Source organism: Streptomyces sp. NPDC104814 (assembly GCF_055583185.1).
Genome location: NZ_JBVJOL010000002.1, coordinates 550137 through 562115 on the forward strand (window position 1 = coordinate 550137; position 11979 = coordinate 562115).

Annotated in this window: 7 protein-coding genes; 3 read left to right on the forward strand and 4 right to left on the reverse strand. The window is 72.6% G+C overall.

What is annotated here, in order from left to right:
- Positions 1-430: 430 nt before the first annotated feature.
- The 4 genes from ACZ64A_RS11060 to ACZ64A_RS11075 form a co-directional block, all read right to left on the reverse strand.
- A complete protein-coding gene (locus ACZ64A_RS11060) occupies positions 431-1054 on the reverse strand; it encodes a GntR family transcriptional regulator (RefSeq protein ID WP_363268331.1) in 624 nt (207 codons plus the stop codon).
- Between the two features lie 287 nt (positions 1055-1341).
- Positions 1342-3129 (reverse strand): 2-oxoglutarate dehydrogenase, E2 component, dihydrolipoamide succinyltransferase, encoded by a 1788-nt coding sequence (gene sucB / locus ACZ64A_RS11065; protein ID WP_469809680.1) that lies wholly within the window; start codon positions 3127-3129, stop codon positions 1342-1344.
- Positions 3130-3187: 58 nt separating this feature from the next.
- The gene (gene lpdA, locus ACZ64A_RS11070; RefSeq protein WP_469809682.1) at positions 3188-4576 is read right to left on the reverse strand and encodes a dihydrolipoyl dehydrogenase; all 1389 of its coding nucleotides are present in this window, start codon (positions 4574-4576) and stop codon (positions 3188-3190) included.
- A gap of 300 nt (positions 4577-4876) precedes the next feature.
- The gene (locus ACZ64A_RS11075) at positions 4877-6415 is read right to left on the reverse strand and encodes a leucyl aminopeptidase (RefSeq protein ID WP_469809683.1); all 1539 of its coding nucleotides are present in this window, start codon (positions 6413-6415) and stop codon (positions 4877-4879) included.
- A gap of 361 nt (positions 6416-6776) precedes the next feature.
- Between ACZ64A_RS11075 and ACZ64A_RS11080 the strand changes: the two genes are divergently transcribed.
- The 3 genes from ACZ64A_RS11080 to ACZ64A_RS11090 all read left to right on the forward strand — a co-directional run bounded on the left by ACZ64A_RS11080 (position 6777) and on the right by ACZ64A_RS11090 (position 11977).
- Complete coding sequence (locus ACZ64A_RS11080) at positions 6777-8807, forward strand: hypothetical protein (protein ID WP_469809684.1); 2031 nt, start codon at positions 6777-6779, stop codon at positions 8805-8807.
- Positions 8808-8951: 144 nt separating this feature from the next.
- Positions 8952-10460 (forward strand): GT4 family glycosyltransferase PelF, encoded by a 1509-nt coding sequence (pelF, locus tag ACZ64A_RS11085; protein WP_469809685.1) that lies wholly within the window; start codon positions 8952-8954, stop codon positions 10458-10460.
- Positions 10457-11977 carry a hypothetical protein gene (locus tag ACZ64A_RS11090; protein WP_469809686.1) on the forward strand — a complete coding sequence of 507 codons (1521 nt, stop codon included), beginning with the start codon at positions 10457-10459 and terminating at the stop codon, positions 11975-11977. The genes pelF and ACZ64A_RS11090 overlap by 4 nt, the downstream gene beginning before the upstream one ends.
- The last annotated feature ends 2 nt before the right edge of the window (positions 11978-11979 follow it).

The window sequence follows — 11979 nt, forward strand, 5'->3', positions numbered from 1 at the left end:
CAGGGCTCTGGAACTTCGGTGGAAGTCCGTCGGTGACTCTAACTCCGTGATCGATGATCGATCAAAGGGTTGAGGGCGAAAACCTCTTGATCACGAGAAAGTCGGCACGCGGTGCCTTCGGCGATGGCACCGGGTGACGTGTGAGCGCCTTGTTTTCGCAGGTGGGCGGCGTGGAGGGCGGCGTTTGAGCGGGGGTGCGCTCGGGTGCTGCGGTGGCCGCCCGGCTGCGGATCGTTCGGGGCTGATCGCGCCGTTCCCCGCGTCCCTTGCAGGGGCGCGGGGAACTGCGCGCGAACGGGGGTCCGGGGGCGGAGCCCCCGGGGACGGGTCGGGTAGGGGCGGCGGGGACGAAACCCTCCGGGGCGGCGGCGGGCGCACACCCCTGCCGCGGGGGCGGGACTTCCCTGCCGAGGCGGGACGCGGCGAAGCCCTACGCGCGCGGGGCGCAGCCCAGGACGTGGGCTTTCACCAGCTCCGCGATCCGGGGGTCGCGGCGCTGGAAGGCCTGCACCAGCTCCTCGTGCTCCTCCGCGTACGACTGCTGCACCGTGCCCAGCCAGCGGATCGACAGGGCCGTGAAGACCTCGATCCCGAGGCCCTCCCAGGTGTGCAGCAGCACGGAGTTGTCGGCCGCGCGGACCAGCTCCCGGTGGAAGCCCACGGTGTGCCGGACCTGCGCGGTGCCGTCGGCGTTGCGGTCGGCCGCGTACAGGGCCGTGACGTGCGGCTCGAGGACCGAGCAGTCCACCGCCAATTTCTCCGCCGCCAGCTCCGCCGCGATGGCCTCCAGGCCGGCCCGCACGGGGTAGCTCTCCTCCAGGTCGGCCGCGGTCAGGTTGCGGACCCGCACGCCCTTGTTCGGGGCGGACTCGATCAGCCGCAGCGACTCCAGCTCACGCAGCGCCTCGCGGACCGGGGTCTGGCTGACCTCCAGCTCGGTGGCGATACGGCGCTCCACGATCCGCTCGCCCGGCTGCCAGCGCCCGCTGACGATTCCCTCCACGATGTGCTCGCGGATCTGTTCGCGCAGCGAGTGGACGACGGGCGCGGTCATGAGAGCTCCTTAGGGAGGGCTGACATTTAGACAATACGGCGGCTTCGCTCCGTGGGAAGGGCGTGCGGGGGTGTCTTTGCGCAGGTGAGACCAGGGTTACACGCCGTGGGTCCGGCGGGGCGCCCACTGACCCGGGTTCGTCCCGGGTCGGGCGGGTGCGGCTCGTATGTGGCTGGTCGCGCAGTTCCCCGCGCCCCCGAGGGCGTTGCGGGCGCCGTCGGCCACAAGGGCGGCGCCCCGCCCGGAGGACTCCGGACGGGGCGCCGTAATGCCTGACTTCACTGGACTCAGAGGCCGAGCTCGACCTCGAACTCGCCCGCCTCCAGGATCGCCTTGACCGCGGTCAGGTAACGCGCGGCGTCGGCGCCGTCCACCAGACGGTGGTCGTAGGACAGGGTCAGGTAGACCATGTCGCGGACGCCGATGACCGTGCCCTCGGCGGTCTCGATGACGGCCGGACGCTTGACCGTGGCACCGATGCCGAGGATCGCGACCTGGCCCGGCGGCACGATGATCGTGTCGAAGAGCGCGCCGCGCGAACCGGTGTTGGAGATGGTGAAGGTCGCGCCGGACAGCTCGTCCGGGGTGATCTTGTTGGCGCGGACCTTGCCGGCCAGCTCCGCCGTCGCCTTCGAGATGCCCGCGATGTTGAGGTCGCCGGCGTGCTTGATGACCGGGGTCATCAGGCCCTTCTCGGAGTCCACCGCGATACCGATGTTCTCGGTGTCGAAGTAGGTGATCGTGCCCTCGGCCTCGTTGATCTTGGCGTTGATGACCGGGTGGGCCTTCAGCGCCTGCGCGGCGGCCTTGACGAAGAACGGCATCGGGGAGAGCTTGACGCCCTCACGCGCGGCGAAGGAGTCCTTCGCCTGGGCGCGCAGCCGCATCAGCTTGGTGACGTCGACCTCGACCACGGAGGACAGCTGGGCCTGCTCGTGCAGGGCCTTGACCATGTTGTCGCCGATGACCTTGCGGATCCGCGGCATCTTCACGGTCTGGCCGCGCAGCGGGGAGACCTCGAGTGCCGGGGCCTTCTTGGCGGCGGCCGGAGCAGCGGCGGCCGGGGCCGGGGCGGCGGGAGCCTTGGCGGCCTCGGCGGCGGCCACGACGTCCTGCTTGCGGATACGGCCGCCGACGCCGGTGCCCTTGACGGTGGCCAGGTCGACGCCGTTCTCAGCGGCGAGCTTGCGCACCAGCGGGGTCACGTAGGCGCCCTCGTCGGTCGCCTGGGCGGCGGTCGGCGCGGTGGGCGCGGCGGCCGGGGTCACCGGAGCCGGGGCGGGCGCCGGAGCGGCCGGCTGGGCCGGAGCCGGGGCGGCAGCGGCGGGCGCGGCCGGAGCGGCGGGGGCCGGGGCGGGCGCGGCCGGCTGGGCCGGGGCCGGGGCCGGGGGAGCGGCCGGAGCCTCGGCGGCGGGCGCCGGAGCCGGGGCCGGGGCGGCGGCCGGAGCGGCACCCGCCTCGCCGATGACGGCGAGCTTGGCGCCGACCTCGGCGGTCTCGTCCTCGCCGACCACGATCTCCAGCAGCGTGCCGGAGGCGGGGGCCGGGATCTCGGTGTCGACCTTGTCGGTGGAGACCTCGAGCAGCGGCTCGTCGGCCTCGACGGAGTCGCCGACCGACTTCAGCCAGCGGGTGACGGTGCCCTCGGTGACGGACTCGCCGAGCGCCGGGAGGACCACGTCGGTGCCCTGTGCGGAGGAGGCGCCGGAGGTGGCCTCGGCGGACGGGGCCGGGGCCGGGGCGGCCTGCTCGGTGGACGGCGCGGCCGCGGCGGGCTCGGGGGCCGGGGCCGGAGCCTCCTCGGCGGCGGGGGCCGGAGCGGCAGCCGGGGCGCCGGTGCCGTCGTCGATGACGGCCAGCTCGGCGCCGACCTCGACCGTCTCGTCCTCGGCGACCTTGATGGAGGCCAGGACACCCGCGGCCGGGGAGGGGATCTCGGTGTCGACCTTGTCGGTGGAGACCTCGAGCAGCGGCTCGTCGGCCTCGACGCGCTCACCCTCGGCCTTCAGCCAGCGGGTGACGGTGCCCTCGGTGACGCTCTCACCGAGCGCCGGAAGGGTTACGGAAACCGCCATGGTTTCGGTTGCTCCTTACGAGTTGCGGAAAGTCTGTGTCGTCGCGCCCGAGGGCTGATCAGTCGTGCGCGTGCAGCGGCTTGCCGGCCAGCGCCAGGTGGGCCTCGCCGAGCGCCTCGTTCTGCGTCGGGTGGGCGTGGATGAGCTGGGCGACCTCGGCCGGCAGCGCTTCCCAGTTGTAGATCAGCTGGGCCTCGCCGACCTGCTCGCCCATGCGGTCACCGACCATGTGGACGCCGACCACGGCACCGTCCTTGACCTGGACGAGCTTGATCTCGCCCGCGGTCTTCAGGATCTTGCTCTTGCCGTTGCCCGCCAGGTTGTACTTCAGAGCGACGACCTTGTCCGCGCCGTAGATCTCCTTGGCCTTGGCCTCGGTGATGCCGACGGAGGCGACCTCCGGGTGGCAGTACGTCACCCGCGGGACACCGTCGTAGTCGATCGGGACGGTCTTCAGACCGGCCAGCCGCTCCGCCACCAGGATGCCCTCGGCGAAGCCGACGTGCGCGAGCTGCAGCGTCGGGACCAGGTCGCCGACGGCGGAGATGGTCGGAACGTTGGTGCGCATGTACTCGTCGACGAGGACGTAGCCGCGGTCCATGGCGACCCCGGCCTCCTCGTAGCCCAGGCCCTGGGAGACCGGCCCGCGGCCGACCGCGACCAGCAGGACCTCGGCCTCGAACTCCTTGCCGTCGGCGAGGGTGACCTTGACGCCGTCCTGGGTGTACTCGGCCTTCTGGAAGAAGGTGCCGAGGCTGAACTTGATGCCGCGCTTGCGGAAGGCGCGCTCGAGCAGCTTGGAGGAGTTCTCGTCCTCGACCGGGACGAGGTGCTTCATGCCCTCGATGATCGTGACGTCGGAGCCGAACGACTTCCACGCGGAGGCGAACTCGACGCCGATGACGCCGCCGCCCAGGATGATCGCGGACTTCGGCACGCGGTCCAGGACGAGGGCGTGGTCGGAGGAGATGATCCGGTTGCCGTCGATCTCCAGGCCGGGCAGCGACTTCGGCACGGAGCCGGTCGCGAGCAGGATGTGGCGGCCCTGGACGCGCTGACCGTTCACGTCGACGGAGGTGGCCGACGACAGACGGCCCTCACCCTCGATGTAGGTCACCTTGCGGGAGGCGACGAGGCCCTGCAGACCCTTGTAAAGGCCCGTGATCACCTCGTCCTTGTACTTGTGGACACCCGCGATGTCGATGCCCTCGAAGGTGGCCTTGACGCCGAACTGGGCGCTCTCGCGCGCCTGGTCGGCGATCTCGCCCGCGTGCAGCAGGGCCTTGGTGGGGATGCAACCCCGGTGCAGGCAGGTACCGCCGACCTTGTCCTTCTCGATCAGGGCGACGTCCAGGCCCAGCTGAGCCCCGCGCAGGGCCGCGGCGTAACCACCGCTACCACCGCCGAGGATCACTAGGTCGAAAACGGTGCTGGCGTCGTTCGCCACGTCACGTCCTCCATGCATGTGCGCCGTACGCCGGTCGTCGATGACCGGCAGGCGGCTGGTGTCCGGCCGCTCGTTCTTCGGCCCTCGGGTAGGGGCCCTGTCCTGCCGGGCTCCATCTTTGCACTTGTCGGACGGGATCGAGACGCCGGGCCGGTGTGTGAGACGTCCCACGCCCCGTGCGGCCAAGGGGAGGATGCCGACCAAAAGGGGCGCGGGGCCGTATCGATATGCGGCTCCGCCGCGTGGGGGCGACCGGCTCCCACGCGGCGGAACGGGAAAAACGTGCTCAGTGAGCGGAGGTCAGCCCAGATCCCCGGCAGCCGCCAGCTCGGCAACCCGCACCAGCGTCCGCACCGCGGTACCCGTGCCGCCCTTCGGCGTGTACCCGAACGGCCCGCCCTCGTTGAACGCCGGACCGGCGATGTCGAGGTGCGCCCACGGGATGCCCTCGCCGACGAACTCGCGCAGGAACAGACCGGCGACCAGGCCGCCGCCCATCCGCTCGCCCATGTTCGCGATGTCGGCGACCTGGGAGTCCATGCCCTTGCGCAGGTGCTCCGGCAGCGGCATCGGCCAGGCCGGCTCGCCGACCTCCTCGGCGGCCTCGTGCACCGCGGCACGGAACGCGTCGTCGTTGGCCATCACACCGAAGGTCCGGCTGCCCAGCGCCAGCATCATCGCGCCGGTCAGCGTGGCCACGTCGATGATCGCGTCGGGCTTCTCCTCCGACGCGGCCCACAGGGCGTCGCCCAGCACCAGCCGGCCCTCGGCGTCGGTGTTGAGCACCTCGACCGTCTTGCCGCTGTACATGCGCAGCACGTCACCGGGGCGCACGGCGGAACCGGAGGGCATGTTCTCGGCCAGCGCCAGCCAGCCGGTTACGTTGACCTCCAGGCCCAGGCGCGCGGCGGCGACGACGGCGGCGAACACGGCCGCGGCACCGCTCATGTCGCACTTCATGGTCTCGTTGTGACCGGCCGGCTTCAGCGAGATGCCGCCCGAGTCGTAGGTGATGCCCTTGCCCACGAACGCGAGGTGCTTCTTGGCCTTGGAGCTGGTGTACGACAGCTTCACCAGGCGCGGAGCGGCCGCGGAGCCGCCGCCGACGCCGAGGATGCCGCCGTAGCCGCCCTTGGTGAGCGCCTTCTCGTCGAGCACCTGCACCTTGATGCCGTGCTCCTTGGCCGCGGCCTGCGCGATCGCGGCGAAGGACTGCGGGGTGAGGTCGTTCGGCGGGGTGTTGATCAGGTCGCGGGCGCGGTTCAGCTCCTCGCCGACCGCGGCGGCGCGGGCCAGGGCGCCCTTGAAGGCGGCGTCGCGCGGCTTGCCGCCGAGCAGCACGGCCTCGGCGAGCGGCGCCTTGCCGTTCTTGGCCTTGCCGTCCTTGCCGTTCTGCTTGTAGACGTCGAAGGAGTACGCGCCCAGCAGCACGCCCTCCGCGACGGCGCCGGCGTCCGCGGCATCGGTCAGCGGCAGCGCGAACGCGGCCTTCTTCGACCCGGTCAGGGTGCGGGCGGCCACGCCGGCGGCCCGGCGCAGCGCCTCGGCGTCGTACGTCTCGTCCTTCTCCGGCTCCGCGCCCAGGCCCACCGCGATCACGAGCGGTGCCTTGAACCCGGCCGGCGCCGGCAGCTTGGTCACCTCGCCCTCGGCACCGGAGGCCCCGAGGGTCTCCAGGACGGCGGCGAGCCGCCCGTCGTAGGCCTTGTCCACGGCCTCGGCGCCCGGTGCGACGACCAGGTCGCCGGACTTGGATCGGGTGCCCTTGGCGACACCGATCACGATCGCGTCGGCCCGCAGACCGGACGCCGCGGCGGTGCTGAGAGTGAGAGCAGTCACGGTGGTGATATCTCGCTTCCGATGTGAAGTTCCTGCGGCCGAGTGGTGTGGGTTCGACCGGACCCGACGGCCGACACTAGATCCGGGTCCGGGAGGCGGTCCCCACCGGGGGGGCCCTGACCGGCGCGGCGAACCGGCGGGGCACCCTGGAGGGAGCCTACGCTCGCGGCCCCGTTCGCTCACTCCTGCGAGCGTTCACCTGTCGGTGGCGTCGTGGCCATTTCCCGATCCTCGCACCTGATGACCTGAGTCACACTCATCGGGTTCCGGTGAGCACCGACCTCACCGCTTCGCATCATTTCCACGGATCCTCCGCGTACCGGCCACAACGGGCGGGGGTCCCTGGGGGGGAGAGGACCACATGGCGCACAGTGCGCGCACAACCACGGCTGCCCTGGTGGCGGCGGCTGCCACGATGGCGCTCGGGCTCGCGGTGCCCGGCGCGGCGGCGGCCACCACGCCGCGCATCGACCTGAAGGTGCTGGTCGTGGACGACGGGAGCAGTTCCGTCGCGGCCATCACCGACCAGCTGGGCAGCACCGGCATCCCGTACACCACCGTCGACCTGAACGCCGCGAGCCGTCCGGTGATCGACGCCGCCTTCCTCGCGGACACCACCGGCTCCACGCCCCGGGCCCGGTACCAGGGCGTGGTACTGCCCGACGAGGCCCCGTTCGGCTCGGCGACGTCACCGGAGCAGGTCGCGCTGGAGGCGTACGAGAGGACGTACGGCATCCCGCAGGTCGACGCCTACACCTGGGCGCACCCGGAGGTGGGTCTGGACTACACCAGTGACGGCGGCTGGGCCGGCACCCTGGACGGGCAGAGCGCGCAGGTCACCGCGGCCGGCAAGGGCGGCTGGTTCGGCTACCTCGACGGGGCGTTCACCTTCGAGGACAACTCGCCGTACGTCCAGGAGAGTTACGGCTACATCGCCCGCCCCCGCGCCGGCTTCACCTCCTACGTCGACACCGCGGTGCCCGGCTCCACCGGACGCGGCAGCCTGGTCGGCGAGTACGCCCACGACGGCCGCCGCGAGCTGGTCGTGACGTTCGCCTACAACCGCTACCAGCAGCAGTTCCGGCTGCTCGCCCGGGGCATCGTGGAGTGGCTCACCCAGGGCGTGCACCTCGGGCAGGCCCGCAACTACTTCGCCGTGCACGTCGACGACGTCTTCGCCCCCGACAGCCGCTGGGACGCCGCGCGCAACTGCACGCCCGGCGACTTCGACTGCGCCGGGGGCGACGGCCCGGGCACCACCCCGATCCGGATGACGGCGGACGACGCCGCCTACGCCGCGCAGTGGCAGCGCGACCACGGCTTCACCCTGGACATGGTGTTCAACGCCGGGTCGGGGGAGGAGTGGAAGAGCGAACACGGCGGCGCCGACGTCCTCGCGGACCGGCTGCTCGCCGACAAGGCGCAGTACCGCTGGATCAACCACACCTACACGCACCAGTACCTGGGCTGCGTCCAGGACACCACCACCGTGCCGTGGAGCTGCACGAAGAACGCCGACGGCTCCACGCAGTGGATGAGCCGCGCGGCCATCTCCGCGGAGATCCGCGACAACTACAACTGGGCCGTCACCAAGGGCCTCCCGCTCGACCGCACGGAACTGGTCACCGGCGAGCACTCGGGCCTCAAGACCCTTCCGCAGCAGCCCACCGACAATCCCAACCTGGCCGGCGCGCTCGCCGACAACGGCGTGAAGTGGACCGCCTCGGACAACTCCCGCGAGCCCGCGCAGCGCCCGGTCGGCACCGCCCTGACCGTGCCGCGCTACCCGATGAACGTGTACTACAACGTGGGCACCAAGGCGGAGATGGCCGACGAGTACAACTGGATCTACACCTCACGCGCCGACGGCGGCAGCGGCGTCTGCGAGAACAACCCCACCTCCACCTGCCTGGCCGGCCCCCTGGACACCGCCACCGGCTACGACGACGTGATCGTCCCGCAGGAGGCCCGCACCGACCTCGGCCACGCGATCTCGAACGATCCGCGCCCGCACTACGCCCACCAGTCCAACCTGGCCGAGGACCGCATCCTCTACCCGGTGCTGGACAAGGTGCTCGCCGACTACAAGGCCCTGTTCGCCGACAACACGCCCCTGCAGAACCTGCGGCAGAGCGCGATCGGCACGGAACTCCAGCGCCGCGCCGCCTGGCAGTCGGCCCTCGCGAACAACCGCGTCACCGCCTACCGGATCGGCGGCACGGTCACGATCAGCGCCCCGTCCGGAGTCCAGGTCCCGGTGACGGCCCCGGAGGGCACGAAGAAGCAACTCCTGCTCGGCACCGGCACCTTCGGCACGCCGTACGCGGGGGAGCGCTCGGCGTGGACCGCACCGGAACTGCTGCAGTCGGCGGTCACCTTGAAGCTGCCGTAAGGGGAAGCGCCCCGGAAGGGGCGCGGGGCTGTATCGGTGTGCGGCTCCGCCGCGTGGGCGCGACCAGCCACACGGGCCCGCGGCCGGAGCCGCACCGGCAGCTCTCGGACAGATTCCGCACAACAGGGGGGAAGCGGCGCAGCCATGCGCGTCACCATGCTCACCGAAGGCACCTACCCGCACGTCCACGGAGGGGTCAGCACCTGGTGCGACCAGCTCGTCAAGGGCATGCCGGAGGTGGCCTTCGACCTGATATCCCTCACCGGCACCGGCCGTGAGCCCGTCACCTGGGAGCTGCCGCCCAACGTCCGGCAGCACACGTCCGTGCCCACCTGGGGCCCCCGCCCCGGCCGCAAGAGCCCGCCCCGCGGCAGGGCAAGGCGCCGTTTCACCGACGCCTACGAGCGGTTGCTGCTGTCCTTCCTCGACCCGCAGTCCGGCGGCGACTTCGGCGAGGCGCTGACCGAGCTGGCCCGTCTCGCCCGCGACGGGCGGCTCTCGGCCGCGCTGCGCACGGAGGGCGCGCTGCGTTCGCTGATGTGGATCTGGACGATGCCGCATCTGCCGACGGCCCGCGCCCGGCCCACCGTGCACGACGCGCTCACCGCGACCGACCTGCTGGAACACGCGTTGCGCCCGCTCGGGGTGCGCGTCCCGGAGGACTCCGTCGCGCACGCGGTCAGCAGCGGCCTGGCCACCCTGCCGGCGATCGCCGCCCGGGCCCTGGACGGCGTGCCGTTCCTGCTCACCGAGCACGGCATCTATCTGCGCGAGCGCTACCTCGGGTACCGCGGCGACAGCCAGCGCTGGCCGGTGAAGGCGTTCATGCTCGGCTTCTACCGCGCACTCAATACGCACGGCTACCGGACGGCCGACCTGATCACACCGTGCAACCAGTACAACAGCCGCTGGGAGGAGCGCGGCGGCGCCGACGTCCGCAGGATCCGGACCGTGTACAACGGCGTCGACCCGCACGCCTTCCCGCACGCCGGCCCCGAGCCGGACGTCCCCACGCTCAGCTGGTGCGGCCGGATCGACCCGATCAAGGACCTGGAGACCCTGCTGCGCGCCTACGCCCTGGTGCGCGCCGAACTCCCCGAGACCCGCCTGCGGCTGTTCGGCCCGGTCCCGCCGGGCGGCGAGGCCTACCGCACCCGGCTGGAGAAGCTCGCCGCGGAACTCGGCGTCACCGACGGCGTCACCTTCGAGGGCCGTATCAGCGAGGTGTGGCGCGCCTACGCGGCCGGTCACGTCGTCATGCTGTCCTCCATCTCCGAGGGCTTCCCGTTCTCGATCATCGAGGCGATGTCCTGCGGCCGTACGACCGTCTCCACGGACGTCGGCGGGGTACGCGAGGCCGTCGGGGACACCGGGCTCGTCGTCCCGCCGCGCGAGCCGGAGAAGATGGCCGCCGCCGCGCTGACCCTGCTCAAGGACGACGGGCGGCGCCTGGAGCTGGGCGCGCTGGCCCGGCAGCGCGTCATCGACCGGTTCACCCTGAAGCGCTCGGTGGACAACTTCCGCGCCATCTACCAGGAACTCGCCGGGTCGCCCGAGGTGTACGAGCCGACGGTCGAGACGGTCGCCGACTGGACCGCCGAGCTGCGCGACCCCTGGTACGCGGCCGTCGCGACGGACGGGGCCGGCTGGTGAGCGGCTCCGTCTGGCTGCCGCCCGGCGCCCGCCCGCAGACCCTGCCCGCCGTGCCGCGCCAGCGCACCGCCCCGGCGTGGGCCGCGCCCGACCCGGTCGACGAACTCGCCACGCGGCTCGAGGACTTCATCGCGGCCGCCGTCCACCCCGACGAGATCGCCGCCCTGCTGGAGTCGGACGGCCTGTCGGACGACCGGATACGCGAGCGGTACGGCGTGAAGAACTCCTTCGCGCTCGCCGAGGAGCTGTACGACCGTGTCGAGCGCCGCCATCCCGAACCCGAGGGCCCGCCGCACGACCCCTGGCAGGCCGGCCTGCTCGGCTGCCTGCTGCGGGGCGTGGTCTTCGCCCTGCCCGGCTTCGCCTACGTCCTCGGCGGCCCCCTCCTGGCCGGCCCGCGCGACGGCCTCGGGCTGCCCGCGGGCACCCTCACCCTCCTCGCGGGCGCCCTGACCGGCTGGATGTGGAACCAGGGCCTGGCCCACCGGGCGTACTCCTGGCTGGGGCTCGGCGACACCTCGGCCGCCCGCCGCTCGCTGCTGCTGGGCGCCCCGGTGGGCGCGCTGCTCGGCACGCTGGTGGCCCTCGCGGTCGCGGGCACCGGACATCCGGCCGCGCCGGCCTTCGCCGCCGGCCAGTCCTGCTACCTGGGCGCCGCCACCACCCTCCTCGTCCTCGGCCGCGAACGCGCCCTGCTGGCCGCGCTCGCGCCGATGGCCGCGGGCGCCGCGGTGTCCCTGGCCACGCCGGTCCCCGGGACGGTCCGGCTGGTCCTGCTCCTCGGTTCGCTCACCGCCGTCGCGGTGCTTGCCCTGCGCGAGGTCGCCCCGGCCGTCAAGGACCTGGGGGAGGGCAGCTGGGCGGCCGGTCTGGCCGCGCTGCTGCCCTTCGGCGGCCTCGGCGCGGCCCCCGCGCGCGATCGCGGGGCCCCGCTGTGGCTGACCGGTTCCCTGCCGTACGCGCTGTTCGGTCTGGGCAGCGGGGTGCTGGTGCTGTACGCGGCGCTCGGCGACGTGCTCGCGGGTCGGCAGCACAGCGCGATCGCCGCGCCCGCCGCGGTCGCGCTCACCCTGAGCATGGGGCCCGCCGAGTGGCTGCTGTACCGCTTCCGCAGCGGAAGCCTGGCCGGACTGCGGTCCACCAGCAGCCCGCGCGCCTTCTGGCGGCGCACCGCGCGCACGGTGGCCGAGTGCCTCACCGGCTACCTCGCCGTGCTGCTCGCCCTCGCCCTGACCGTCACCGTGCTGTGGCCGCACTCCCCGGGCCTGAGCGGGCTGCGTCTGGCGGGTCTGCTCCTGCTGGGCGTGGTGCTGTGGACCGGGCTGCTGCTGCAGTCGTTCGGCGCGGTGCACACCGCGGTCGCCGTGTGCTGCCTGGCCGCCCTCGCGCAGAGCCTCGCCCTGGCCACGCACGCGGCGGGACCGCACCAGGTCGCCGTGGCCGTCTACGGCACGGCCGGGGCCGCGCAGGCCGTCCTGGTCTGCGTCCTGCTGGGAAGGGCGACCGCACACCGATGAAC

What these genes read in the sequence shown, in the direction of transcription:
- ACZ64A_RS11060 (WP_363268331.1), bottom strand. Translation starts at nt 1,054, where the DNA reads ATGACCGCGCCCGTCGTCCACTCGCTGCGCGAACAGATCCGCGAGCAC.
- sucB (WP_469809680.1), bottom strand. Translation starts at nt 3,129, where the DNA reads ATGGCGGTTTCCGTAACCCTTCCGGCGCTCGGTGAGAGCGTCACCGAG.
- ACZ64A_RS11080 (WP_469809684.1), top strand. Translation starts at nt 6,777, where the DNA reads ATGGCGCACAGTGCGCGCACAACCACGGCTGCCCTGGTGGCGGCGGCT.
- pelF (WP_469809685.1), top strand. Translation starts at nt 8,952, where the DNA reads ATGCGCGTCACCATGCTCACCGAAGGCACCTACCCGCACGTCCACGGA.